20 protein-coding genes are annotated in these 24,939 nt (G+C 62.4%); 11 read left to right on the forward strand and 9 right to left on the reverse strand.

The features are described 5' to 3' along the window. The first annotated feature begins 109 nt into the window (after positions 1-109). Positions 110-1,216 (forward strand): transporter, encoded by a 1,107-nt coding sequence (locus ACOJCM_RS05030; RefSeq protein WP_445210965.1) that lies wholly within the window; start codon positions 110-112, stop codon positions 1,214-1,216. 69 nt (positions 1,217-1,285) lie between these two features. Here the strand turns inward: ACOJCM_RS05030 and ACOJCM_RS05035 are convergent, their stop codons facing one another. After that, positions 1,286-2,677 (reverse strand): sigma 54-interacting transcriptional regulator, encoded by a 1,392-nt coding sequence (locus tag ACOJCM_RS05035; protein ID WP_445210966.1) that lies wholly within the window; start codon positions 2,675-2,677, stop codon positions 1,286-1,288. A gap of 448 nt (positions 2,678-3,125) precedes the next feature. On the opposite strand from ACOJCM_RS05035, the gene rdgB reads away from it, so the two are divergent. The 4 genes from rdgB (at position 3,126) to ACOJCM_RS05055 (ending at position 6,583) form a co-directional block, all read left to right on the forward strand. Further along, positions 3,126-3,737 (forward strand): RdgB/HAM1 family non-canonical purine NTP pyrophosphatase, encoded by a 612-nt coding sequence (rdgB, locus tag ACOJCM_RS05040; RefSeq protein WP_445210967.1) that lies wholly within the window; start codon positions 3,126-3,128, stop codon positions 3,735-3,737. Next, positions 3,737-4,942 (forward strand): radical SAM family heme chaperone HemW, encoded by a 1,206-nt coding sequence (gene hemW / locus ACOJCM_RS05045; RefSeq protein ID WP_445210968.1) that lies wholly within the window; start codon positions 3,737-3,739, stop codon positions 4,940-4,942. Before rdgB ends, hemW begins: the two co-directional genes overlap by 1 nt. A 29-nt stretch (positions 4,943-4,971) precedes the next feature. After that, positions 4,972-5,649 (forward strand): OmpA family protein, encoded by a 678-nt coding sequence (locus tag ACOJCM_RS05050; RefSeq protein WP_445210969.1) that lies wholly within the window; start codon positions 4,972-4,974, stop codon positions 5,647-5,649. A gap of 88 nt (positions 5,650-5,737) precedes the next feature. Next, entirely contained in the window at positions 5,738-6,583 is an 846-nt protein-coding gene (locus ACOJCM_RS05055; RefSeq protein WP_445210970.1) for a 23S rRNA (adenine(2030)-N(6))-methyltransferase RlmJ, read from the forward strand. Between the two features lie 3 nt (positions 6,584-6,586). On the opposite strand, the gene mnmE is transcribed toward ACOJCM_RS05055, so the two are convergent. The 4 genes from mnmE to rpmH all read right to left on the reverse strand — a co-directional run bounded on the left by mnmE (position 6,587) and on the right by rpmH (position 10,389). Further along, positions 6,587-7,957 carry a tRNA uridine-5-carboxymethylaminomethyl(34) synthesis GTPase MnmE gene (mnmE, locus tag ACOJCM_RS05060; protein WP_445210971.1) on the reverse strand — a complete coding sequence of 457 codons (1,371 nt, stop codon included), beginning with the start codon at positions 7,955-7,957 and terminating at the stop codon, positions 6,587-6,589. Between the two features lie 109 nt (positions 7,958-8,066). Beyond that, positions 8,067-9,752 (reverse strand): membrane protein insertase YidC, encoded by a 1,686-nt coding sequence (gene yidC / locus ACOJCM_RS05065; RefSeq protein WP_445210972.1) that lies wholly within the window; start codon positions 9,750-9,752, stop codon positions 8,067-8,069. A gap of 117 nt (positions 9,753-9,869) precedes the next feature. Further along, positions 9,870-10,241, reverse strand: coding sequence for a ribonuclease P protein component (rnpA, locus tag ACOJCM_RS05070; protein WP_445210973.1), 372 nt, complete (start codon positions 10,239-10,241; stop codon positions 9,870-9,872). 13 nt (positions 10,242-10,254) lie between these two features. Beyond that, positions 10,255-10,389 carry a 50S ribosomal protein L34 gene (gene rpmH / locus ACOJCM_RS05075; RefSeq protein ID WP_010626003.1) on the reverse strand — a complete coding sequence of 45 codons (135 nt, stop codon included), beginning with the start codon at positions 10,387-10,389 and terminating at the stop codon, positions 10,255-10,257. Positions 10,390-10,904: 515 nt separating this feature from the next. Between rpmH and dnaA the strand changes: the two genes are divergently transcribed. The 4 genes from dnaA (at position 10,905) to gyrB (ending at position 17,245) form a co-directional block, all read left to right on the forward strand. Next, the gene (gene dnaA, locus ACOJCM_RS05080) at positions 10,905-12,374 is read left to right on the forward strand and encodes a chromosomal replication initiator protein DnaA (protein ID WP_445210974.1); all 1,470 of its coding nucleotides are present in this window, start codon (positions 10,905-10,907) and stop codon (positions 12,372-12,374) included. Between the two features lie 69 nt (positions 12,375-12,443). Beyond that, entirely contained in the window at positions 12,444-13,547 is a 1,104-nt protein-coding gene (gene dnaN / locus ACOJCM_RS05085) for a DNA polymerase III subunit beta (RefSeq protein ID WP_445210975.1), read from the forward strand. 149 nt (positions 13,548-13,696) lie between these two features. After that, positions 13,697-14,821, forward strand: coding sequence for a DNA replication/repair protein RecF (recF, locus tag ACOJCM_RS05090; RefSeq protein ID WP_445210976.1), 1,125 nt, complete (start codon positions 13,697-13,699; stop codon positions 14,819-14,821). A 3-nt stretch (positions 14,822-14,824) separates the two neighbouring features. Continuing rightward, the gene (gene gyrB / locus ACOJCM_RS05095) at positions 14,825-17,245 is read left to right on the forward strand and encodes a DNA topoisomerase (ATP-hydrolyzing) subunit B (protein WP_445210977.1); all 2,421 of its coding nucleotides are present in this window, start codon (positions 14,825-14,827) and stop codon (positions 17,243-17,245) included. 102 nt (positions 17,246-17,347) lie between these two features. Here gyrB and gmhB read toward each other — a convergent pair whose 3' ends face one another. From gmhB to glyQ, 3 genes are all read right to left on the reverse strand, one after another. Next, complete coding sequence (gmhB, locus tag ACOJCM_RS05100) at positions 17,348-17,914, reverse strand: D-glycero-beta-D-manno-heptose 1,7-bisphosphate 7-phosphatase (protein ID WP_445210978.1); 567 nt, start codon at positions 17,912-17,914, stop codon at positions 17,348-17,350. Positions 17,915-18,072: 158 nt separating this feature from the next. Beyond that, positions 18,073-20,139 (reverse strand): glycine--tRNA ligase subunit beta, encoded by a 2,067-nt coding sequence (gene glyS / locus ACOJCM_RS05105; protein ID WP_445210979.1) that lies wholly within the window; start codon positions 20,137-20,139, stop codon positions 18,073-18,075. Next, complete coding sequence (glyQ, locus tag ACOJCM_RS05110; protein ID WP_445210980.1) at positions 20,139-21,131, reverse strand: glycine--tRNA ligase subunit alpha; 993 nt, start codon at positions 21,129-21,131, stop codon at positions 20,139-20,141. The genes glyS and glyQ overlap by 1 nt, the downstream gene beginning before the upstream one ends. Positions 21,132-21,250: 119 nt before the next feature. Here glyQ and rfaD point away from each other — a divergent pair, with 119 nt between their 5' ends. Together rfaD and waaF are read left to right on the forward strand one after the other, a co-directional pair. Continuing rightward, complete coding sequence (gene rfaD / locus ACOJCM_RS05115; protein ID WP_445210981.1) at positions 21,251-22,216, forward strand: ADP-glyceromanno-heptose 6-epimerase; 966 nt, start codon at positions 21,251-21,253, stop codon at positions 22,214-22,216. Next, positions 22,213-23,259, forward strand: a complete 1,047-nt coding sequence (waaF, locus tag ACOJCM_RS05120) for a lipopolysaccharide heptosyltransferase II (protein WP_445210982.1) — start codon at positions 22,213-22,215, stop codon at positions 23,257-23,259. The genes rfaD and waaF overlap by 4 nt, the downstream gene beginning before the upstream one ends. Positions 23,260-23,278: 19 nt before the next feature. On the opposite strand, the gene ACOJCM_RS05125 is transcribed toward waaF, so the two are convergent. Next, complete coding sequence (locus ACOJCM_RS05125) at positions 23,279-24,931, reverse strand: sulfatase-like hydrolase/transferase (RefSeq protein WP_445210983.1); 1,653 nt, start codon at positions 24,929-24,931, stop codon at positions 23,279-23,281. Positions 24,932-24,939: the final 8 nt, after the last annotated feature.

The following is a 24,939-nucleotide window of genomic DNA, read 5'->3' on the forward strand; positions in this document are numbered from 1 at the left end:
TCCTTGTAAGGTGGATTCAGCGCTGGCTCGGGAAGGCGGGGCGGTGGGATGCCGCCCGCCCCCTTCGTATGTGGCCGGCAAAGATGGACAATCCAACAAGGAGTGAGGAATGCCGCATCATCGAAACTACATGCCGGGGGGGCTCGCCTTCACCCTGGGCCTGGCTATGGCGTCCTTCGTTTCGGGCGCCTGGGCGCAAGTTGCGGGAGCGCAGCCGCAGCAGGGGCAGCCCCAGCAGAACGAACCCAGCCGCGAGGCGCAGCCCAGCCAGAGCGTACGCGACGTGCTGCGCGAAGAGCACACCCTGTTTTCTGATCGCCTGACGATCGAACCGGGCGTCACCTACACCTATTCCGATCGCAACCAGCTGGCCCTCAGCGGTTTCCTGGTTCTCGACGCGATCTTTCTCGGCAATATCAGTGTCGATTCGGTGAAGGATCATACCACCACGTTTGATCTCGACTTTCGCTACGGATTGACCGATCGGATGGAGCTGGAGTTGAGCCTGCCCTACGTCTACCGTTCGAGTACCTACGAAACCGTTGGCAAGGGAGGCGCGGGTGACGAATCCATTGATGCCGACGTGAGCGACAGCGGTATCGGGGATGTGCGCGCCTCGCTCTACTATCGTCTGCTGCCCGAGACGGAGCAGCGCCCCGATGTGGTCTGGAACTTCGGCGTGCGAGCGCCTACCGGCAAGCATCCGTACGGCATCGATACACGAACGGTCGAGGACAGTGAGGGGAATTTGGCCGACGTTCCACTGGAACTACCTACCGGCAATGGCGTATGGGGGGTCAGTACAGGCTTTTCGGTATTGAAAACGCTGGATCCCGCCATCGTCTTCGCCAATATGAGCTACATGCACAACTTCGAGGAGAGCTTCGACGACATCTCCAGCGACCCGGGGCAATCTCCTGGCAAGATCGATATCGGTGATTCGATTCGCTTCGGTTTCGGCACGGCTTTCGCCCTCAACCCGCGCTTCAGCCTCTCGCTTTCTTACAGCCATCAGCACGCCTTCGAGTCCACGGTGTCGGAAGAGGGTCAAGGAAAGCGCTCGCTGGTGGGCAGTAGCGCGACCTCCGGCTCGGTCAACCTGGGCGCCACCTATGCGATGAGCGAGCGAACCTCGCTGGTCAGCAATGTTGGCATCGGCCTGACCGACGATGCACCCGATATCACCATCACGTTCAGTCTGCCATTCCAGATGTGAGGAGCATGCCCCGCACCTACGAGCAGGCGGTACGGGGCATGCCTCCGATAGTGCAAGGTGTTGCTGGGCTCAGGCGGAGGAGAGAGAAGCGGACGATTCACCCTTGCGTGCCAGCTGATGCTTTTCCATCAGTCGGTAGAGAGTGACGCGTGAAACGCCAAGTTCGTCGGCTGCCTTCTTTACCTTGTGCTTGTTGCGGCTCAGAGCACAGATTAGGGCTTCCTTTTCGGCGCTGTTACGGGCTTCCTCGAGCGTGATGACGTTGCGGTTCGATGTGCGCCGTTCCAGCCCAAGATCGAGTGGCTTGATCAACCGCTGCTCACACATGACCATGGCACGGCGAACCCGATTGATCAGCTCACGGATATTGCCCGGCCAATGATATTGACGCATCAGGGCGAGCGCTTCCTGGCTGAAGCCGCGCACTTTCATCGATTTCTCTTCGATGAATTTGTCGAAAAAGAACTTTGCCAGTATCTCGATATCGTCCTGTCGCTCTCTGAGCGGGGGAATACTGACCTGCAAGACGTTCAGCCGGTGGTATAAGTCTTCACGGAAGCGCCCCTCCTCGACCGCTTTCTCGAGATCGACGTGTGTCGCCGAGAGAACGCGCACATCGACATGGATCTCGTCCAGCGCGCCGATACGCTGGATGGTTTTTTCTTCCAGAAACCGCAAGAGATTGACCTGAAGCTCCAGGGGAAGATCGCCAATCTCATCCAGGAACAGGGTGCCGCCAGCCGCAGCTTCGATCTGGCCGATCTTCTGCTGGCTGGCCCCGGTAAAGGCGCCTTTCTCGTGGCCGAAAAGCTCCGATTGGATCAAATTGCTGGGCAAGGCGCCGCAATTGACCGCGACGAAAGGCGCTTCGGCGCGCTGTGAGCGCTCGTGAATCGCCCGCGCAGCGAGTTCCTTGCCCGTCCCCGACTCTCCGCTGATGAACACTGGAGCGTCGACGGACGCCACCCGGCGTATGGTATTAAAGACCTTTTGCATGGCGGGTACGGTTCCCACCATCTCGAATGCGCTTCGCTGCTCGCTTTCGCTGGCTTGGTGGCGTAGCGCGGCGGCTTCTTCGGTCCTCAGGCGCTTCATTGCCACGGCGTGCTGCATCAGGCAGTCGACCTGATCGGTATCTACCGGTTCGGGCTGGTAGGCCATGAAGAGGTTGCCCAAGGTATTGCACAGCATCGGGTCGTTAAGCTCCAGCTGAAGCAGCAGCGCCATCCATTCCATGTCCGACCGAATGACCAGCCGTTCGACGCGTTTCAGATCGACAATACTGCTGTCGCTGAGACACATGATGCCTGCTTCGTGCTCGGCTTCGGCCAAATGTGCCTCGGCCTGTGCCAGTGTGCTTGCGGTATCAATGCACCAGCCTTTTTCCAACATCCTGTTGACGAATTCCTTCTGGCTGCTGCCCAGGGAGCCGACCATCAAGAGTCTTGCCTTGTTTTCCATTTTTCGCTCGTCCCTTTCGAATCCTTCGATAATAAAGCAAGCGTTATTTCTCGATTATTAGCCGCTATGGCAGAGCTTACTGCCTGTATGATTTCACGCCGGCCACATCCTATGATGCTGACGATTGTCTCCACCTTCTTAGGGCTTTTGGCTTTGTTATTGTAAGTTCTAATTGAGCTTTAAGCCGTTTCGATCAAGTGGCTTCAGCATCTTAAGCATCAAATTTTAACATTACCTCCCGTGGTCCCGTCTTATCGTGACAGCCTGTAAAGATAGGTTACGATCAGGCTTTCAACAAGGGCCCACTGGCTTATGTGCCGAATCGCTTGCAAGTCTCTCTGTCCCGCCGGTTTCGGCTCTCCTTGCCGGCGACTCCGGAGCAGGATGCAGTCCGATAGCTGCCTCGTGTAATATGGGTTCTTTGAAAAACACTGCCAAAGGAGCCCTCGTGTCCGCTACTGACGAGTTGGTCCTGGCCAGCGGTAACCCTGGCAAAATCAGGGAGTTCGGCCAGCTTTTTGCACCTCTCGGTGTGCGGGTGAGACCCCAGTCCGATTTCGGCGTCATCGACGTCGAGGAAACCGGCCTCACATTCGTCGAGAATGCCTTGCTCAAGGCCCGCGAAGCCAGCCGGATCAGTGGCTTGCCCGCCTTGGCCGATGATTCGGGTCTGGAGGTCGATGCCCTGGCGGGGCAGCCGGGCATCTATTCGGCACGCTATGCCGGTGAGCCCAAGAGCGATGCGCGCAACAATGCCAAGCTGCTGGAGGCCCTGGCCGAGGTACCGGGGGGGGCGCGCAGTGCGCGTTACTCGTGTGCGCTGGTCTATCTGCGCCATGCCGAGGATCCGGTACCGCTCATCGTGCAGCGCAGCTGGGAAGGAGAGATCCTCGAGCAGCCGCGCGGAGAGGGCGGGTTCGGCTATGACCCGCTGTTCTGGCTGCCTTCGCTCGGCTTGAGCGTCGCCGAGCTGGATACCGACGAAAAGAACCGCATCAGCCATCGCGGGCGTGCCCTGGAAGCCATGCTGGCGGTGCTGCGCGAGAAGTCCTGGCGCTAATGGCCGAGTCCACTCGAGACACCGCGGCTCTTCCGCCCCTGTCGCTTTACGTGCACGTGCCCTGGTGCGTGCGCAAGTGCCCTTACTGCGACTTCAATTCTCACGGCGTAGGCAGGGGCGCAGCGCTGCCGGAAGGCGACTACCTGGCCGCCCTGCTCGAAGATCTCGATGCCGATCTGCCGCTGGCAGCGGGCCGGACCCTCGGCAGTATCTTCATCGGCGGGGGAACGCCGAGCCTGATGTCGGCCGGGTTCTATGCGCGCTTCCTCGAAGCGCTGGTGCAGCGCTTGCCGCTTGCCGAGGACATCGAGATTACCTTGGAAGCCAATCCCGGTACGCTGGAGCGAGGAAGATTCCACGGCTACCGCCAGGCGGGGATCAACCGGCTATCGCTTGGCGTGCAGAGCTTCCAGCGGGACCAGCTCGCGGCGCTGGGGCGTATACATAGCGGAGAGGATGCCGTGGCCGCGGTGGAGGAGGCGCGAGCCGCCGGCTTCGACAACCTCAATCTCGACCTGATGCACGGCCTGCCGGGCCAGACGCCGCAACTCGCCCTGGCCGACCTGGAGCGGGCCCTGTCGCTGTCACCCGAGCATCTCTCCTGGTATCAGCTCACGCTCGAGCCCAACACTGAATTCCACTCGCGGCCGCCCGCGCTGCCGGAGGAGGAAACCTTGTGGGACATTCAGGATCTGGGCCATGAGCGCCTGGAGGCAGCGGGCCTGTTACGCTACGAGATTTCCGCCTATGCGAAGCCTGGGCAGCGCTCGCAGCACAACCTCAACTACTGGCGCTTCGGCGATTACCTGGGTATCGGCGCGGGCAGCCACGGTAAATTGAGCGCCATGGGCGAGTCCGGCCGGCTGCAGGTCGAACGCCGCTGGAAGACACGCCAGCCCGAGGCCTATCTGCGGCGCCGCCACGATCTGCGCGGCTTTGTTGCCGGTCGCAGCCAGGTCACGGACGAGGAGCTGCCGCTGGAGTTCGCCATGAACGCGTTGCGCTTGGTCGACGGCGTCTCCCTGGCGGCATGGCAGGTCAACACCGGCCGCCCTGCAGCGATGCTGGATGAACGGCTGGGCGCAGCACGCAAAAAAGGACTTCTCGTGGAAACGGCGCAAAGACTACAGGCTTCACCCCAAGGTCTATTATTCTTGAACGAATTGCTGGCGCTGATCTCGGAAGCGGATGCTGGCAAGGTATGAAACTCAAACACCTGTTCCAGGAGGGATGCATGTCAAAAGCCTTTCGATTCATGGCTCCTTTCATGGCGGCGATTCTTCTCGCCGGCTGTGCTACCCAAGACCCTTATTCCGGCCAGACGCAGCGTAACAAGACCTTGTCGGGGGCCGGTATCGGCGCGGCGGTAGGCGCTGCGGCCGGTGCCCTCTCGGGTGACGGCAGCACCAGCCGGCGCGACCGTGCGGCGATCGGTGCCGTCGTGGGTGCGGCGGCGGGTGCCGGCATCGGCGCCTACATGGATCGCCAGGAGCAGGAGCTGCGCGAGAGCATGCGCGGCACCGGGGTCGACGTCGAGCGGCGCGGCGACGATATCGTGCTCAACATGCCCAGCAGCGTGACCTTCGGCTTCGACTCCAGCGAACTCACCGTGCAGGCGCGCAACGCCCTCAACGACGTGGCCAACGTGCTCACCCAGTACACCGACACGCGGGTCAACATCGCCGGGCATACCGACAGCACCGGCAGCGCAAGCTATAACCAGCGCCTCTCAGAGCGACGTGCCGAGGCGGTGGGCAACTACCTGGCCCAGGCCGGGGTGGCACGCAACCGGCTCAACATGACCGGCCATGGGCCGGACCGGCCGGTTGCGTCAAACAACACCGAAGAGGGCCGTGCCCAGAACCGTCGTGTCGAGATCACGCTGTCGCCCATCGAGTCGCAATTCCAGTAAGCTCGGCGAGGCGATCGCACGCGAGCCCGTCACGCGGTGGCGGGCTCGCCAGGCCGACCCTTAGCCATGACTGACGGTTGATCCTTCCATGCTCTCCTACCAGCATGCCTACCATGCCGGCAACTTCGCCGACGTTCACAAACACCTCACGCTACATGCGGTCATCGACTACCTGCTACGCAAGGCTTCGCCGATCACGTTCGTCGACACCCACGCCGGCCGCGGCTTCTATCCGCTCGACGCCAGCGAGACTCAGCGGCTTGGTGAGTACCGCGGTGGCGTGATGCCGCTATGGGAAGCGCGCCAGGCGCTGGCTGACGAGCCGCTACTGAAAGACTGGCTCGCAGCGATTGCCAGCGTTCAGCGCGACGACCATTGCCTTGAGCGGTACCCCGGCTCGCCCTGGTGGTTCAGCCACCGGCTGCGTCGCAACGATCACTTGCGACTGTTCGAGCTGCATCCGGGGGAGCATGATCACCTGGCTTTTCAGTCTCTACCGTCCCACATAGGGCGCTTCCACGCCGATGGCCTGGTGGGGCTGCTTGCCGGATTGCCCCCTGCCACACCGCGGCTGTGCGTGCTGATCGACCCCAGCTACGAGCGCAAGGTCGAATACGCCGAAGTGGCCGAGAGCGTACTGACCGCCATGCGCAAGGTGCGGCATGCCGTGGTGCTGGTATGGTACCCGCTGCTGCCTGCTGCGCACCATGCGGCATTGCTGGAGCGCCTGCGCGAAGGTGGGCTACGCAAGATCTGGCGCAGCGAGCTGACGCTGCGCGAGCCAGGCGAGCGGCGAGGCATGCACGGCAGCGGCATGCTGGTGATCAATCCGCCTTGGGGGCTGGACCAGACGCTGGCCGCTGCCATGGAGCGGGTCACGCCGCTGCTCGGCGAGGCGTGCCGCTACGAGGCCGAGTGGTGGGTCGAGGAGTAGCCCTTACTTGCCGATGCAGAAGCTCCCGAAGATCTCACCCAGGAGATCGTCGGCGCTGAACTCCCCGGTGATCTCACCCAGCGCCTGCTGGGCGTCGCGCAGGTCTTCGGCCAGCAGCTCACCGGCACCGTAGCCTGACAGCTGCGCCTCGCCGTGAGTGAGCGCTTGCTGGGCACGATCGAGGGCATCCAGGTGACGCCGTCGCGCCGAGAAGCGTCCTTCCGTGGTGGCCGAGAAGCCCATGACCTGCTTGAGGTGCGCTTTCAGGCTCTCTAATCCTTCGCCGGTATGGGCCGAGAGGCGAACCACCGGGGTGGCAGCGGATGTATCGAGCCCGGGCGCTTCGCGACTGGTGTCGATCTTGTTGCGTACCAGTGTCAGGCGAGTCGGATCGGGCAGGCGTTCAACGAATTCAGGCCAGATCGCCATGGGATCCACAGCGGCCGTCGTGGCGGCATCCACCAGTAACAACACGCGGTCGGCCTTCTCGATTTCGGCCCAGGCGCGGGCCACGCCGATCTGTTCCACGGCATCGGGTGTGTCGCGCAGCCCCGCAGTATCGATCACGTGCAACGGCATGCCATCCAAGTGGATATGTTCGCGCAGGACGTCGCGGGTGGTGCCGGCGATATCGGTGACGATGGCGGTTTCCTGCTCGGTCAGGGCGTTGAGCAAACTCGACTTGCCAGCATTGGGGCGACCGGCGATCACCACGCTCATGCCTTCGCGCATCAGCGCCCCCTGGCCGGCGGCGGCGCGCACCGCCGCGAGCTCGGCCTTCACGGTGTCGAGCATCTCAGCCACCTTGCCGTCGGCGAGGAAATCGATTTCTTCTTCCGGAAAATCGATTGCCGCTTCCACATACATGCGCAGCTCGATCAACCGCTGAACCAGGGTGTCGACGCGTTGCGAGAACTCGCCCTGAAGCGAACGCAGGGCATTCTCCGCGGCGGCGCGTGAGCTGGCTTCGATCAGGTCCGAGATGGCTTCGGCCTGCGCCAGATCGAGCTTGTCATTGAGAAAGGCGCGCTCGGAGAATTCCCCCGGCCTTGCCAGTCGGGCGCCGAGTTGTATGCAGCGTTCCAGCAAGAGATCCATGAGGACTGGCCCTCCATGGCCCTGCAGCTCCAGCACGTCCTCGCCGGTAAAGGAGCGGGGCGCGGCGAAGTAGAGCGCGATACCTTCATCGATCACACGGTCAGCACCGCTGAAGGGGCCGTAGTGGGCTTGCCGTGGGGCAGGGCAGTGTCCTACCACGGCGTCGGCGATCGCGGTGCACAGCGGCCCCGATACCCGGATGATGCCGACGCCACCGCGGCCCGGGGGCGTGGCCAACGCGGCGATGGTGTCCTGGTGATAGAGCCTGTCGGGCATGGGCGTGCTCCCGAGGTTGGTCCGCGTCATGCGGGAATGGTCCGTTTCGGAGACCGTAAACGCCAGACCCCCGCCGAGGCGAGGGTCTGGGTTGGCTTCGAGGCTGAGGTTACTTCGCCTTCGCCCCTTTGCCGACGCTGGGGTCGTTCTCGATCCGGCGCGTGATCACGTACTGCTGGGCGATCGAGATGATGTTGTTCACCACCCAGTAGATGACCAGGCCGGCCGGGAACCACAGGAAGAAGAACGTGAAGACGATCGGCAGCATCCGCATGATCTTCGCCTGCATCGGATCCGGCGGCGTGGGGTTGAGCAACTGCTGCACGAACATCGACGCCCCCATCAGAATCGGCAGGATGAAGTATGGATCCTTCATCGACAGATCCTGGATCCAGAACATGAAGGGCGCGTGACGCAGCTCCACCGACTCCAGCAGCATCCAGTACAGGGCGATGAAGACCGGCATCTGTACCAGGATCGGCAGACAGCCACCCAGAGGATTGATCTTCTCCTTCTGGTAGAACTTCATCATCTCCTGGGACATCTTCTGGCGGTCGTCGCCGTACTGCTCCTTGAGGCGCTGCATCTCCGGACCCAGCTTGCGCATGCGGGCCATGGACTTGTAGGCCTTGGCGGAGAGTGGCCACATGGCCAGCTTGACCAGCACCGTCAACAGCACGATGGACCAGCCCCAGTTGCCGATCAGGTTATGAATCTGATCGAGCAGCCAGAACAGCGGGTTGGCGATGAACCACAGCCAACCGAAATCGACGGTCAGGCGCAGGTTAGGTGCCACATCCTCGAGGTAGTCCTGGACCTTGGGGCCCATGTAGAGCGTGGCCCCCAGGCGTGCCTCGCCGTCCGCCGCCACCGTAGTCACCGGGCCGGCAAATGCGGCCACGTTGCGATGGCGGGAGTCTGTCGTGGCGTACTGCAGGTTCTGCTGGTTCTGGGGCGGCGCCCAGGCCGAGACGAAGTAGTGCTGGATGATGGCGATCCAGCCGCCCTGAACGTCCCGATTGGTGAAGTCGCCCTTCTGGATGTCGTCGAACTTGACCTTCTGGTAGCGATCCTCCGGCGAGGAGTAGGCCGCGCCCAGATAGGAGCTCATGCCCATGGCCACGCCGCTCGAGGGGTCGGGGCTGTTGTCACGGGCCAGCTGACCGATGAAGCGGGCGGAAACCGGCTCCTCGGTGTCGTTGGCCAGGTAGTACTGCACATCGACCGCGTAGCTGCCTCGCTCGAAGGAGAAGCGCTTGATCACCCCGACGCCGTTTACCTCGCCTTCCAGGTCGACATCGAGGCGGCTCTCGCCCTCTGTCAGCCGGTAGCTGGTGTTTTCCGGGGAGAAGCTGATGCGCCCTGCATGGCCGTCCAGCTGCAACCCGGAACGGGCCACGTAGCTGCGTGTCTCGTTATCCGAGAGCAGTACGTAGGGGCGTTCGGAATTCAGCGTCATGCGGTGCTGGGGCAACGCAGCGTAGACGATATCCCCACCCTGGGGATCGATGCGGACATCGAGCACGTCGGTCACGACCGCAACGAGGTCGCGAGTTCCGCTCGACCGCTCCGGCTCTGCCGGCATGTCGCCGGTCATCTCTTGCTCCGCCTGGGGTGCGGTGGGAACCGCCAGGTCATCGCCGTCGGATGTCAATTCATCGTCGGAGGCCGGTGCGGTAATGGCGGGAGCTTCAGGCTCAGGAGCAACCTGGCCGTAATCCTGATTCCACTGCACGACCAGCAAATAGGTGAGCACGGCCAGTGGAATCAGCAATAGGAGTCGTTTTACGTCCATGAGGGTTCTGCCCGGTGGGTAGTGAACATGCCGCTGGAACGAAATCCGCTGCCATGTGAAATAGGGCGATGGCCTGCCGAAGCAGGCCATCGAAGCGGAATGGAATACCGCATCCGGTCAGGAGGTCATCGATCTTCGGGCGTCGCGCTCCAGCCGCCGCCACATGCCGAAGAACTGGCGATGCAGGGTGGCCTTGTCAAGCTCGTTCGCGCCGCGCCTGGCCAGCAAGACGATATCGACGGCGGGCAGCGAGCTTTGCTGGAGCCGTATGGATTCACGTGCCAAACGCTTGAGGCAGTTGCGATCCACGGCCTTGCGGACGTTCTTCCTGCTGATGACCAGGCCAAGGCGGGGGTGGTCCAGTCCATTGGGGCACGCCAGGGCCATCAGCCCCTTGCCATGTACCTTGAATCTAGCGTGATCGAAAACGTATCGATAATCCCCGGCTGTCAGCAGGCGCAGCTGTTTGGGGAAACCATGACCGGACACGCGCAATCCGCAATCAGGCGCTCAGACGCTTGCGGCCCTTGGCGCGACGGCGAGCCAGAACGGCACGACCATTCTTGGTAGCCATGCGAGCACGGAAGCCGTGCACACGCTTGCGCTTCAGAACGCTGGGTTGAAAGGTGCGTTTCATAACTCTTGATTCCCACGTGGTTTGTTGACGGTACGTCTTACAGGAGTGCCCTGGCTCCCGACAGGAACCAGGGGCGGATTCGGTTCAAGACCGGAAATTGTAGAGACTTCGGCTGTCCGACGCAATTGTTCCGCTCATCCCGCACTGGCTGTGGCGCTACCCGGGTATCGATCGCAGGCGAAACGGCCTCCTTCGAGGCGTGGGTCATGCTGTGGCTAATATTGGGGATCGAGGCTGTTGATAAATAGCGTTAATCTTTTTGCATCATGACACTGGGTGGCTTGGGTCGCTGTGGAAAAGCCTGGGAGAAGCCGTGGTCAGGTTGTGATGAACCACGAAGCACAGCAGGAGATGCTTCAACGCCCCATGCTTCACGCGAAAGAGGCCAGGCGAAAGCGATTTTCCTTTTCCACAGCGGTTTCTCCACAGCGTCTTCCTGCCCGATCCGCTGTGGATAACCTGCCGGGCGAAGGATACAATAACCGGTCATGCATCAACGGGTATGGTGAGGTCGAGTGTCTCTTGCTCTCTGGCAACAGTGTCTGGATTACTTGCAGGACGAACTGAGCGCCCAGCAGTTCAATACCTGGATTCGCCCGCTTCAAGCCGAAGAGGGTGAAGCCAACGAGTTGCGCCTGCTGGCCCCCAACCGCTTCGTTCGCGATTGGGTCGGTGACAAGTATGCCAAACGCATCAACGAGCTGCTCAGGGAACTGGCGCCTGCCAAACCGCCGCGAGTAATGCTGACCGTGGGCAGTCGCCAGGCGGCGGCCGTCAAGCCGCAGCCGCGGGAACTGGGCGCCCCGGTGTCGGCCAACCCCCATTCGCCACTGGCTCCCGCCGTACAGGTGCCGCCTAGAGGTGACATCGGCGACGAGCGCGAGATCGACCAGCTGCGAGAGGAGGGCGCCACGCGTCGTTCCGGCAGCGAGCGCGAAGTGCAGGTCGAAGGCAGCCTCAAGCACAGCAGCGGCCTCAACCCCAGCTTCACATTCGAAACCTTTGTCGAGGGTAAGTCGAACCAGCTGGCCCGCGCTGCCTCGCGACAGGTTTCCGAGAATCCCGGGGGAGCCTACAACCCTCTGTTCCTGTATGGCGGCGTCGGGCTGGGCAAGACCCACCTGATGCACGCCGTTGGCAATGCCCTGGCGTCGCGGCGCGAGAATGCGCGTGTCGTCTACCTGCACTCCGAACGCTTCGTGGCCGATATGGTCAAGGCGCTCCAGCTCAATGCGATCAATGATTTCAAGCGCTTCTACCGCAGCGTCGATGCGCTGCTGATCGATGACATCCAGTTCTTTGCCGGCAAGGAGCGCTCGCAGGAGGAGTTCTTTCATACCTTCAATGCCCTGCTCGAGGGCGGCCAGCAGATGATTCTCACCTCGGATCGCTACCCCAAGGAGATCAGCGGCGTCGAGGAACGCCTCAAGTCGCGCTTCGGCTGGGGTCTGACCGTTGCCATCGAGCCACCGGAACTGGAAACCCGAGTCGCCATCCTCATGAAGAAAGCGGACCAGGCCAAGGTAGACCTGCCCCACGATGCCGCTTTTTTCATCGCCCAGAAGATCCGTTCCAACGTGCGGGAGCTGGAGGGGGCGCTCAAGAAGGTCATTGCCGACTCCCACTTCATGGGCAAGCCGATCACCCAGGACTTCATCCGCGAGTCGCTGAAGGACCTGCTGGCGTTGCAGGACAAGCAGGTGGGGGTCGATAACATCCAGCGTACCGTTGCCGAGTACTACAAGATCAAGCTGGCCGACCTGCTCTCCAAGCGGCGCTCCCGTTCGGTGGCACGGCCACGCCAGGTGGCCATGGCCCTGGCCAAGGAGTTGACCAATCACAGCCTGCCGGAGATCGGTGACGCCTTCGGTGGGCGTGACCACACCACGGTCCTGCATGCCTGCCGCAAGGTGCAGGCGCTGCAGGAGGAGAGCGCCGATATCCGCGAGGACTACAAGAACCTGCTTCGGCTGCTGACCAGTTGACGGCATGGTCGCCAGGATGTCTGACATCAATGCCCGACACTCACCTACAGGACTAGACGTGGAGCTGACATGAGATTTTCCATTACCCGCGAAGCGCTGTTGCGGCCGTTGGCACTGGTGGCTGGCGTCGTGGAGCGCCGCCAGACCTTGCCGGTGCTTTCCAACGTGCTGATACAGGTCGACCAGGAACAGGTGGCGCTTACCGGCACCGACCTCGAGGTCGAGCTGATCGGCAGGACTGCTGCCTCCCAGGTCGAGGTGCCTGGGGCCGTGACCGTACCCGCCCGCAAGCTGATGGACATCTGCAAGTCACTGCCCGACCAAGCCGAGCTCCAGTTCAGCTTGGAAGAGGGCCGCGCCGTGCTACGCAGCGGTCGTTCTCGCTTCACCCTGTCCACGCTTCCGGTCGCCGAGTTCCCCAACATCGAGGACAGCGCAGGTGACGTCGAACTCAGCTTGCCGCGTGGCACGCTCAAGCACCTGATCGATGCCACCTCCTTCGCCATGGCCCAGCAGGACGTTCGTTACTACCTCAACGGCATGCTGCTCGAGCTGCGTTCCAACCTGGTGCGCACCGTCGCGACCGACGGCCACCGGTTGGCCGTATCTTCCCGTCCGGCGGAGATCCAGGTAGAACCCGCGCGCAAGCTGATCGTACCGCGCAAAGGGGTACTCGAGTTGGTCCGGCTGCTTGACGACAGCGACGAGCCGGTGACCCTGACGCTCAGCGCCAGCCACGTGCGTGCCCATACCGGTGATTTTACCTTCACCTCGAAGCTGGTCGACGGCAAGTTCCCCGACTACGAGCGCGTGGTTCCGCGAGGCGGCGACAAGGTCTTTATTGCTGATCGCGCCGAGCTGCGCCAGGTGCTCTCACGCACCTCGATCCTTTCCAACGAGAAGTATCGCGGTGTTCGTCTTCACCTGAAGGAAGGCAACCTGCAGGTCATGGCGAATAATCCCGAGCAGGAGGAGGCGGAGGAGAACGTGGCTGTCGAGTACGGTGGCGATTCGCTCGAGATTGGCTTTAATGTCGGCTATCTCATTGATGTGCTTAATGTTATTGGCGAGGACAGGGTGCAGATGACGCTTGCCGACTCCAATAGCAGCGCCTTGATGGAAGAACCCGGTGGCGGCGATGCATTGTATGTCGTCATGCCGATGCGCCTCTAGGCCTCACCGCGTTCGCATGCCCGTTAACTCTTGCTTCCTTGCTGGCCATCCGGGTGCCAACGCTACCAAGGGGGCGCCTACTACCGTACTTTCTTTACTTGGCAGCCTCACGAGGCTGCCGAACGTTCGTTGCCCTGCGCTGAACCCCCATGCTGATTGAACGCTTGGCCTTCACCGGCTTGAGGAATCTCGGAGCGCTCGATTTCACGCCGAGTCCTGGCATCAACCTTATTGTCGGTCCCAATGGCAGCGGCAAGACCAGCCTGCTCGAGGGGTTGCACATTCTGGGAATGGGCCGGTCATTCCGGACCCGACAGCTAAAGCATGTGATTGCCCATGATGCCCTGGAGATGACCCTCTTTGCGCGCCTTTGCGGTGATCCGCCACTCCCTATCGGAGTGCGTCGGGGGCGCGATACTGCTGAGCTCGAGATGCGCATGGGGGGAGAGCGAGTGGCGCGCCTGTCGCGGTTGATCGAAACCCTTCCCCTGCAGTTGATCAATCCCGACGCCTTTCGCCTGCTTGAGGGAGCGCCGTCGGGCCGGAGGGAATTTCTCGATTGGGGCGTGTTTCACGTGAAACATGAATTCTACGATGCCTGGCGCCGCGCCAAGCGAGCATTGAAGCATCGGAATGCCCTCCTCAGGCATGATAGAATAGACCCCATTAATCTGGCCGTCTGGGAGCAGGAACTGGCTCTATGGGGGGCACGTGTCGATGTGCTGCGCCGAGAGTGGATGGCGAGCTTCGTTCCTGTTTTCGAGGAAACGCTCAAGCAACTGATCGACTTGCCCGAGTTGAGCCTGCGCTACTCGCGCGGTTGGGACAAGCAGCGCGAGCTGCAAGAAGTGCTCGAGCAGGCGCGAGTGACGGATCGCCAGATGGGTTTTACCCAGAATGGCCCGCAGCGTGCCGATCTGCGCATCCGCCTGGGGCGTCGGCCAGCCGTCGAGGTGCTGTCGCGCGGCCAGCAGAAGCTGGTGGTTAGCGCACTCAAGCTGGCTCAAGGGCGGCTGCTGGAGCGAACAACTGGGCGCAGCTGCCTTTACCTGGTAGACGACCTGCCTGCGGAGCTGGATGCCGAGCATCGAAGAGTCTTCTGCCAGCTGCTGGAAGCCATGCGCTGCCAGGCTTTCATCACAAGTGTCGAATATGACGCCCTGGTGGGACCATGGGAATCCCACACCCCTACGGCGATGTTTCACGTGAAACACACCGCTTCCGGAGCAGGGCAGCTAGTGCCTCAGGCACCGATAGATTTCACGACGGAGTAGTCAATGAGCGAGCAAGCTTACGACTCATCGAGCATCAAAGTCCTCAAGGGGCTGGATGCCGTGCGCAAGCGTCCCGGCATGTACATCGGCGATACCGATGACGGGACAGGACTGCACCACATGGTGTTCGAGTTGGTGGACAACTCCATCGATGAAGCCCTGGCCGGACACTGCAGCGAGATCCGCGTCGTCATTCACCCGGACGAATCGATCACCGTCAGTGACAACGGTCGTGGCATACCGACCGACATCCACGAGGAAGAGGGGGTGTCGGCGGCTGAAGTCATCATGACGGTGCTCCACGCGGGAGGCAAGTTCGACGACAACTCCTACAAGGTGTCGGGGGGGTTGCACGGCGTTGGGGTATCGGTCGTCAACGCGCTCTCTGAAGAGCTCAAGCTGACGATATGGCGGGCCGGCCAGGTTTTCGAGCAGATCTACCGTCACGGCGTGCCACAAGCCCCGCTGGGCGTGGTAGGTAAGACCGAGAAAACCGGCACCCGGGTCCATTTCAAGCCCTCGGCAGGCACGTTTGCCAATATCGAGTTTCACTATGACATACTGGCCAAGCGCCTTCGCGAACTCTCCTTCCTGAATTCCGGCGTAGCGATTCGGCTGATCGACGAGCGCAGCGGAAAAGAGGAGCTGTTTCACTACGAAGGCGGGCTGAAGGCTTTCGTCGACCATCTCAATACCAACAAGACCGTGCTCAACCCGGTATTTCACTTCGAAGCCGAGCGCGAGGATGGGGTCGTGGTCGAGGTGGCCATGCAGTGGAGCGACTCGTTCACCGAGAATATCTTTTGCTACACCAACAACATACCTCAGCGTGATGGCGGTACGCACCTGGCCGGATTCCGTGCGGCGCTGACCCGTACCATGAATGGGTATATCGAATCCGAGGGTCTGCTGAAGAAGACCAAGGTAGCAACGTCGGGGGACGACGCCCGGGAAGGCTTGACGGCGATAATCTCGGTCAAGGTGCCTGACCCCAAGTTCTCTTCTCAAACCAAGGACAAGCTGGTCTCATCCGAGGTGAAGACAGCCGTCGAACAGGAGATGGGGCGTCTCTTTTCAGAATACCTGGTCGAGAAGCCCAACGAAGCCAAGGCAATCGTCAACAAGATGCTCGATGCCGCGCGTGCACGAGAAGCCGCGCGAAAGGCACGAGACATGACGCGGCGAAAGGGTGCGCTGGATATCGCCGGCCTGCCGGGCAAGCTCGCGGACTGCCAGGAGAAGGACCCCAGCCTTTCCGAACTGTTCCTGGTAGAGGGCGACTCGGCAGGCGGCAGCGCGAAGCAGGGCCGCGACCGACGCACCCAGGCCATCCTGCCGCTCAAGGGCAAGATCCTCAACGTCGAGAAAGCGCGCTTCGACAAAATGCTTTCCTCCGCCGAGGTCGGCACGCTGATCACCGCACTCGGTTGTGGTATTGGTCGCGAGGAATTCAACCCCGACAAGCTGCGCTACCACTCGATTATCATCATGACTGACGCAGACGTCGACGGCTCGCACATTCGCACGCTGCTGCTTACGTTCTTCTTCCGCCAGATGTCGCAGCTGATCGAGCGCGGGCATGTCTTCATCGCCCAACCCCCGCTCTACAAGATCAAGCGCGGTAAGCAGGAAACCTATCTCAAGGACGAGCAGGCCTTGATCGACTACCTGACGACCACGGCGATGGACGGTGCCAGGCTCTACGTCAACCCCGATGCTCCACCGGTGACCGGTGCACAGCTGGAAGCCTTGGTGAGTCAGTATCGTGACGTGATGAAGCGTATCGATCGCCTATCGCGCGTTTACCCCAACGAGGTGCTGCGCAAGATCGTTCACGCTGCGCGGCTGGAGGGCGAGGCGAGTCTCAAGGACCGTGTCACCATGCAGAACTGGATCGCCTATCTGCAGCAGGAAATGGACGCGTTGGTCGCCTATGAAGGCGGGCCTCGCTATACCTTCCGTCTCGAGGAGGATGCCGAGCGTGAACTCTTCCTGCCGGCGGTGACGCTGACAGCGCATGGTGTCAGCTCCGACTACGTCTGGGGAATCGATTTCTTCACCAGTGCGGATTATCGCGCGATGGCAGCGCTGGGCGAAACGCTGGAAGGCTTACTCGAAGAGGGCGCCTACATTGCCCGGGGGGAGCGCAAGAAGACAGTGGCGACTTTCTACCAGGCGCTCGAATGGCTCATGGCAGAGGCTCAGCGTGGACTGTCGGTACAGCGGTACAAGGGACTGGGCGAGATGAACCCCGACCAGTTGTGGGAAACCACCATGGACCCGGAAACAAGGCGGCTCCTGCGCGTATCCATCGAAGATGCCGTGGCAGCCGACATGATGTTCAATACGCTGATGGGCGACGAGGTGGAGCCGCGCCGCGCTTTCATCGAGAGCAACGCACTGGTTGCCAACCTGGACGTGTGACATGCTGCCGGCATGTTTCACGTGAAACGTGCGTTGAGCTATGCGGCACTGTCCTGCTTTAAAAGCCGACCTTCGGGTCGGCTTTTCATATGTCGGTGTTTGTCAGGGTCGTTGCGGCTCTGGGGTGAGCAGCCAATCGACGAAGCCTGCCAGATCATCAAAGACCAGGGCGTCGTCGAGGCCGACCCCCTTGGCCTCGGTTTGCCGTCCCTTGCCGGTTCTCACCAGTACCGGCTGGCAACCCAGGCATTCGCCTGCCTGGAGGTCGCGCAGGCTGTCGCCTACCATCCAGCAACCTTTCAGGCTCGTCATGTCGAGCGCATCGCGAATCTGCGTGAGCAGCCCGGGTCTTGGTTTTCTACAGCTACAGCCATCCTCAGGTCCATGGGGGCAATAAGCGATATGAGCGATCTTGCCTCCCGCTTCGGCGACGCGGTTGTAGAGCTCGTCATGCATGGCGGCTAGCGTGGATTCGTCATAAAACCCGCGTGCGATGCCCGATTGGTTCGTGGCGACGGCTACGGTCCAGCCGCTTCGGGTCAGCCGTCCGATCGCCTCGATGGAAGAGGGGTAAGGAATCCACTCATCGAGGGATTTGACGTAATTGTCCGAATCCTGATTGATGACACCATCGCGGTCTAGAATGACGAGTCTGGATGCGTCGGGCATCGTTTCACCTTCGCTGGCGGTAATAGGAAGAGTGTTTCACGTGGAACATGACAAGCCAAGGTCAGGCCAGATGTTTCATATGAAACATACGGGAATGGCATGAAAAAGCCGGCCGAGACTATCCTCGGCCGGCTCGCGCGCCCTGGTGGCAGCCTTCCTTACTGCTGGAGGAGGGCGATATCGGCGACGTCGAGGAATAGCGCCTGGAGACTGGCCAGCAAGGCCAGTCTGTTGCGTCGGATGGCGTCGTCCTCGGCCATGACCATCACGTGGTCGAAGAAGGCATCGACAGGCGCTCGCAGCCCCGCCAGCACGTCGAGAGCCTGGCGGTAACGGCCCTCGGCGAACAGCGGCATGACACTTTCGCGGCTCGACGAGATGGCATCGAACAAGGCCAGCTCTGCGGTTTCCTGGAGCAGGTCGGCGTCGATTTGGCGGCTGATTTCGCCGGCCTGCTTGGACAGGATATTGGAGACCCGCTTGTTGGCCGCGGCCAGGGCAGCGGCTTCCTCACGCTGGGTGAAGGCGTATACCGCACGCAGGCGGCGGGCGAAGTCCAGCGGCCGGGTTACCGGACGGGCACGAACCGCAAGATAAACCTCGGCGGGAATACCTTCATCCTGGCCCCATGCGCGGAAACGATCGAGCATGTAGCCCAGCACTTCCTCGACAAGGTTGTCAGCATAGGGGAGCTCCTGATGCTGGGCGGCGGCCAGTTCGAGCAGTTCACGAAGGTCCAGATCCAGCTCACCCTTGATCAGGATATTGAGCACGCCGATGGCGGCGCGGCGCAGGGCGAACGGGTCCTTGGTGCCGGTAGGGCGCTGGCCGATGCCGTAGATGCCGGTCAGGGTATCGAGCCGGTCAGCCAGCGCCAGGGCTTGCCCGGTGCGGCTGGCCGGTATCTCGTCGCCGGCGAAGCGTGGCAGGTACTGCTCTTCGATTGCCTGGGCGACCTCGGCGGGCTCGCCGTCATGGGTGGCATAGTAGCGGCCCATGATGCCCTGAAGCTCGGGAAATTCGAGCACCATTTCGGTGACCAGGTCGCACTTGGCCAGTTCGGCTGCGCGACGTGCCTGACCCACGTCGCCACCGATGCGGCCGGCGATGAAGGCGGCCACGGCGGCACTACGGTGCGCCTTGTCCGCCAGGGTGCCGAGTTGCTGCTGGAAGACCACGCCGGTGAGCCCCTCGATACGCGCCGCCAGCGGCTGCTTGCAGTCGGTATCGTAGAAGAAGGCGGCGTCGGCCAGGCGCGGGCGGATGACTTTCTCATTGCCTTCGATGACTTGTTGCGGGTCCCGGCTGTCGATATTGGCAATGGTGATGAACTGCGGCTTGAGGCCACCCTGCGCATCGAGCAGATGAAAATACTTCTGGTTGGCCTTCATGGAGGAAATCAGGCATTCCGCAGGCACTTCGAGAAATCGCTCGTCGAAGCTGCCTGACAGCGCAACCGGCCACTCTACCAGCCCGCTCACTTCAGTGAGCAGCGCCTCGTCGATGACCGCCTGGCCCTCCTGAACCTCGGCTTCAGCCAGCACCTGCTCGCGAATGCGCTCACGGCGACGCGCTCGGTCAGCCAGAACCCAAGCTTCCTCGAGCGTGGCGAGATACTCGTCGGCATGGGTCAGCTCGATGGGGTCGGGGGCGTGGAAGCGATGGCCACGTGTCGTCCGGCCGGTCTTGAGGCCCAGCACTTCGGCCTCGACCACTTCGCTACCGTAGAGCATTACCAGCCAGTGCACGGGGCGGGTGAATTCGACCCGGGATGCCCCCCAGCGCATGTTCTTGGGCACCGGCAGGGCGGTGATGGCCTTGTCGACGATCGGCGGCAACAGCTTGCCAATGGCCTCGCCCTGCTGCTGTTCGCGATAGCCGAGCCAGGTGCCCTTGTCGGTTTCCAGGTGAATCAGGTCCGCCACCTCGACGCCGCAGGAGCGGGCGAAGCCCTCGGCGGCCTTGGTCGGTTGGCCATCCTTGAAGGCGGCGGCCAAGGCGGGGCCACGGCGTTCGACCTCGCGATCTGGCTGTTTGTCGGCCAGTGCCGTTACCAGTACCGCCAGACGCCGCGGTGAGGCATGGGCGTGAACGCCGCTGAAGGTCACACCGGCCTCGTCCAGGCCGCGGCGAATGCCATCGGCCAGGGCGTCCGCGAGCGAATCGATGGCGCCGGGCGGCAGCTCCTCGACACCCAGTTCGATCAATAAGGTGTTTGTCGCCATCACGCGTCTCCCTGTTCGGTCGTGTCGTTGGCCAGCAGCTCCTGGCGCAGCGCCTCGGGAGCCAGCGGGAAGCCGGCGGCCTTGCGCGAGGCGAAGTAGGCATGGGCCACATTGCGGGCCATGGTGCGGACACGCAGTATGTAGCGTTGGCGCTCGGTCACCGAAATGGCATGCCGGGCGTCCAGTAGGTTGAAGGTATGCGAGGCCTTGAGGACCTGTTCATAGGCGGGGAGTGGCAGCCTGGCCTCGAGCAGCTTGGCGCACTCCTGCTCCTGGTGGTCGAAGGCCTTGAAGAGTGCCGGGACGTCGGCGTGCTCGAAGTTATAGGCCGACTGCTCCCGCTCGTTCTGCAGGTAGACATCGCCGTAGGTGACCCGGGAGCCGTCAGGCGCGATAGTCCAGACGAGGTCATAGACGCTGTCCACGTCCTGCAGGTACATGGCGATACGCTCGAGGCCATAGGTGAGCTCGCCGGTTACCGGATAGCACTCCAGGCCACCCGCCTGCTGGAAATAAGTGAACTGGGTGACCTCCATGCCGTTGAGCCACACTTCCCAGCCGAGCCCCCAGGCGCCCAGCGTCGGCGACTCCCAGTTGTCCTCGACAAAGCGAATGTCATGCACCAGCGGGTCGAGGCCGAGGCGCGCGAGTGAGCCCAGGTAGCGCTCCTGCAGGTCGGCTGGCGAGGGCTTCATTACCACTTGGAACTGGTAGTAGTGCTGCAGGCGGTTGGGGTTCTCGCCGTAGCGACCATCTGTCGGGCGGCGAGAGGGCTGCACGTAGGCGGCGTTCCAGGTCTCGGGGCCGATGGAGCGCAGGAAGGTGGCGGGATGGAAGGTGCCGGCTCCGACCTCCATGTCCAGCGGCTGGAGCACAACGCAGCCTTGTTCGGCCCAGTACTGCTGCAGGGCGAGTATCAGGCCCTGGAAGGTGGTCACGTCTGTCGTCGTCGACCCTGGGGCCGTGGAAGACGGGGGTGTCGAGAGAGTCATTGCGGAAGCACCGTTGGCCATGAATTCACAGGGCGTCAAGTATACAATCACAGGCACATCGGTTATAGGCGCAGCGCCCGCGCCCCTAGCGAAGTTCAAACGACCCCAACGAGGTTCCCATGATTGTAGTGACAGGTGGCGCCGGCTTCATCGGCTCGAATCTGGTCAAGGCTCTCAACGAGCGTGGGCGGGACGACGTGCTGGTCGTCGACGACCTGCGTGACGGCACCAAGTTCGTCAACCTGGCGGACTGTACCTTGGGCGACTATCTCGACAAGCACGACTTCCGCACGCGAGTCGAGGCGGCGCTGCGCGGCGAGCCCTCGCGCTTGCCGCCGATCGAGGCCATCTTCCACGAGGGCGCCTGTTCGGACACGACCGAATGGGACGGCCGCTTCATGCTCGACAACAATTTCGAGTACTCCAAGGTGTTGCTGCACTACTGCCAGCAGCAGGGCATCCCCTTCCTCTACGCTTCGTCGGCCGCCACCTACGGTGGCAGCCAGGTGTTCCGCGAGGCGCCCGAATACGAAAAGCCGCTGAATGTCTACGGCTACTCCAAGCTGTTGTTCGATCAGTACGTGCGCCAGCACTGGGACGACTTTACCAGCCAGGTGGTGGGCTTCCGCTATTTCAATGTCTACGGCCCCCGAGAGCAGCACAAGGGCAAGATGGCCAGCGTGGCGTTCCACAACCACACGCAGATCACCGCGGGGCAGGATCTCCGGCTGTTCGGCGCCTGGGACGGCTACGAGGCAGGCATGCAGAGCCGCGACTTCGTCTACGTGGGCGACGTGGTGGACGTCAACCTGTGGTTCCTCGACAATCCCGACAAGTCGGGAATCTTCAATCTCGGCTCCGGCAGGGCCGAGCCGTTCAAGGCGATCGGCGAGGCGGTCATCGATTTCCACGGCCGCGGCCGCATCGAGTACATCGCCTTCCCCGACGAGCTCAAGGGACGTTACCAGAGCTACACCCGGGCCGACATCTCGCGCCTGCGCGAAGCCGGCTACGATGGGGAGTTCCGCACCGTCGCCGAGGGCGTGAAGGCCTATCTTGAGTGGCTCGCCGGGGCCAAGGAATGAGCCAGGCGGCCGCGCCCGCCTCACGCATCCTGGTGGTCGGGCCCTCCTGGGTCGGTGACATGGTCATGGCCCAGAGCCTGTTCAAGACGCTCCAGCAGCGCCAGCCGGGGTGTCGCATCGCTGTGGTGGCGCCGGGCTGGTCGCAGCCGATCCTCGAGCGCATGGCGGAGGTCGACGAAGTGGCCACGCTGGACGTCGGCCATGGCGAGTTCGGCTGGTCGACGCGCCGTGGCCTGGCGCGCCAGTTGCAAGGTCGCTTCGATAGCGCCATCGTGCTGCCGCGCTCGTGGAAATCGGCGCTGGTGCCGTTCCTGGCGCGTATTCCCCGTCGTACCGGCTTCACCGGTGAGCAGCGCTATGGCTTGATCAACGACCGCCGCCCGCTGGACAAGACGCTGCTGGACCAGACCGTCAAGCGATTCGTGGCGCTTGGTCTGCCCATCGAGGAGGCGCGACGCGGCGATTTTTCCGTCCCCCGGCCACGCTTGAGCGTCGATCCCGACAATCTCGTGGAACTGCGCATCCGCCTGGCCCTGACATCGCGGCCGGCCATCGGCATGATGCCCGGCGCCGAATACGGCCCGGCCAAGCAGTGGCCGCTGGGCCACTTTCGCGAGCTGGCAGGGCGCCTGGCAGCAGAGGGCTTCGAAGTACGCGTACTCGGTGGGCCAAAGGATAACGCGGCGGGAGAGATGATCGCCGAGGGTCAGGCCCAGGTTCACAACCTGTGCGGCAAGACCCGCCTGGCGGACGCCGTGGATCTGCTGGCCGATTGCCAGCAGGTCGTGACCAACGACTCGGGGCTGATGCACGTGGCTGCTGCGGTAGGGACCCGGGTGCATGCGCTCTACGGATCGTCGTCACCGGCTTATACGCCGCCCCTGACCGACAATGCCGAGATCCACTATCTGGGGCTTTCCTGCTCGCCCTGTTTCGAGCGTACCTGTCCGCTGGGGCATCGGAACTGCCTGGTACAGCTCTCGCCCCAACGGGTCCTGGCCACGCTGCTTGCCACGTCCCCGTCGCTGCTCGCCCGCGGCTGAGGCTCCCGCAGGTTGGGCCTCACTGCACCCTGGCGGGCTCCTCGTCCGTGGCATCTTCCGGCGTCTCCACGACCTGTTGCTGCGACTCCGGTTCGGGCTCCTCCTGGCCCTGTGGCGCCAGCCCCTCCCAAAGGCGCTCCTGCAGAGCAATCTCCTCCCGCATACGGTCGTTGAAGGCCTCCAGGCCATGCTCCTCGATCAGAGTCGTTTCGTCCGAGAGCAACGAGACGCCCAGGCCGGCGCGATGCCAGTCGATGGTAAAGCCCATTGCCTCGAGAATGGTGGGAAAGGCGTCCACCATGGAAGCGTCGCGTTCCAGGTGGCCCTCGGGGAGGCCGGGTCCGAGCAGAACGAAGGTATTGTCCCGCTCGCCCTGGATCAATTGCTCCCAGGCCGACACACGCATGGTCAGGTGATCGCTGGCAACCACCACCACGGTATTGTCGAGCAGGCCCTCGGCGTCGGCCCGCTCGAGGAAATCCCGCGCCAGCCAGGCCGAGCACTCCACCGAAAAGAGGATGTCGATACCGTCGAACTCTCCCTGGCGGTCCATGCAGGTCTGGGCGGGATAACCATTGGGAGCGTGCCCAGCCAGGGTCAGCGTGACCAAGCCCCAGGGGCCTTCCTCGGCATTGAGCCGACGCAGCTCTTCCATACTGAAATCATAGAGGGAGTCGTCATAGAGCCCCCAGTTATTGACGTACTCGGGATCCTCCAGCCGAGGCTGCAACTCCTCGCGGCCGAGCACGGTTTCGAAGCCGTGACCCTTGTAGAACAGGCCCTTGCCGGCAAAGTTGATGCTGGCACCGCCCATGTAGGTAAGTTGATAACCCTGACCGGCGAGCAGGTCGCCGAGGCAGTCGACGCCGGGCACCACCTTATCCAGCGGCGCGAACTGACGGTCGTGGAGCAGGCCGGCCGGCATCAAGGGCGTGCCGCACTGGCTGGCGATCATGCCGGCCATGGTCCAGCCCGTATTGTCGATTTGTCCGATTCCCTCGATGACCAGGCCCTGCTCACCGATGGCATCCAGATCGGCATAGGCATCGCCGAAGCGCTCCCGGTCGGCATAGGTGCGCTCGATACTCTCCAGGTAAAGCAGCAGCAAGTTGGGCGGCTCCCTGGGCGTCTCGAGCAGGATGGGCTCGACATACTGGCGCTCGAGCCAAGCGCCGGGCTTGGTGACGATGGCAGCGCCTCGCTGCCCGACGCCGTAAAGCAAGGGGTTGCTGACCAACAGCACGATGGCGAGCAGCGGTTCGCCGCGGCGCCAGCGACGGTCATGCCTGATCAGCCAGGTGAACGACCCGAGCAACGCGATCATCGACAGCGTATAGAAGAACGCGGCACCGATACGACTGACGCCACCATGGTCGGCCATTCCCGCCTGTAGATGGAAAAAAACCGCACTCAGGTCGACGATGCCGAAGCTTTCGGCCAGATAGAGATAAAGTCCCCACAGCGCGATCGGAAGCAATGACCATGGCCACCGGCGTGGTGCAATGGCGTCCGACGGTGGGGTCGGCGCCCCCCAGTGGAAAGCGGCGCCCGTTCCCACCCAGGCAAGGGCCAGGAAGGGAATCCCCCAGAGGGGAACTCGGGTCAGCACCGTAATGGCATAGCCAACGCAGAGCCCGATGACAAGTAGCGACAACCAGCGGGGGCGGAGCATAGGGCGAG

It is taken from the genome of Billgrantia hypersalina (assembly GCF_052584175.1).

What these genes read in the sequence shown, in the direction of transcription:
- ACOJCM_RS05030 (WP_445210965.1), top strand. Translation starts at nt 110, where the DNA reads ATGCCGCATCATCGAAACTACATGCCGGGGGGGCTCGCCTTCACCCTG.
- ACOJCM_RS05035 (WP_445210966.1), bottom strand. Translation starts at nt 2,677, where the DNA reads ATGGAAAACAAGGCAAGACTCTTGATGGTCGGCTCCCTGGGCAGCAGC.
- hemW (WP_445210968.1), top strand. Translation starts at nt 3,737, where the DNA reads ATGGCCGAGTCCACTCGAGACACCGCGGCTCTTCCGCCCCTGTCGCTT.
- ACOJCM_RS05050 (WP_445210969.1), top strand. Translation starts at nt 4,972, where the DNA reads ATGTCAAAAGCCTTTCGATTCATGGCTCCTTTCATGGCGGCGATTCTT.
- ACOJCM_RS05055 (WP_445210970.1), top strand. Translation starts at nt 5,738, where the DNA reads ATGCTCTCCTACCAGCATGCCTACCATGCCGGCAACTTCGCCGACGTT.
- mnmE (WP_445210971.1), bottom strand. Translation starts at nt 7,957, where the DNA reads ATGCCCGACAGGCTCTATCACCAGGACACCATCGCCGCGTTGGCCACG.
- yidC (WP_445210972.1), bottom strand. Translation starts at nt 9,752, where the DNA reads ATGGACGTAAAACGACTCCTATTGCTGATTCCACTGGCCGTGCTCACC.
- rpmH (WP_010626003.1), bottom strand. Translation starts at nt 10,389, where the DNA reads ATGAAACGCACCTTTCAACCCAGCGTTCTGAAGCGCAAGCGTGTGCAC.
- dnaN (WP_445210975.1), top strand. Translation starts at nt 12,444, where the DNA reads ATGAGATTTTCCATTACCCGCGAAGCGCTGTTGCGGCCGTTGGCACTG.
- recF (WP_445210976.1), top strand. Translation starts at nt 13,697, where the DNA reads ATGCTGATTGAACGCTTGGCCTTCACCGGCTTGAGGAATCTCGGAGCG.
- gyrB (WP_445210977.1), top strand. Translation starts at nt 14,825, where the DNA reads ATGAGCGAGCAAGCTTACGACTCATCGAGCATCAAAGTCCTCAAGGGG.
- gmhB (WP_445210978.1), bottom strand. Translation starts at nt 17,914, where the DNA reads ATGCCCGACGCATCCAGACTCGTCATTCTAGACCGCGATGGTGTCATC.
- glyS (WP_445210979.1), bottom strand. Translation starts at nt 20,139, where the DNA reads ATGGCGACAAACACCTTATTGATCGAACTGGGTGTCGAGGAGCTGCCG.
- glyQ (WP_445210980.1), bottom strand. Translation starts at nt 21,131, where the DNA reads ATGACTCTCTCGACACCCCCGTCTTCCACGGCCCCAGGGTCGACGACG.
- rfaD (WP_445210981.1), top strand. Translation starts at nt 21,251, where the DNA reads ATGATTGTAGTGACAGGTGGCGCCGGCTTCATCGGCTCGAATCTGGTC.
- waaF (WP_445210982.1), top strand. Translation starts at nt 22,213, where the DNA reads ATGAGCCAGGCGGCCGCGCCCGCCTCACGCATCCTGGTGGTCGGGCCC.
- ACOJCM_RS05125 (WP_445210983.1), bottom strand. Translation starts at nt 24,931, where the DNA reads ATGCTCCGCCCCCGCTGGTTGTCGCTACTTGTCATCGGGCTCTGCGTT.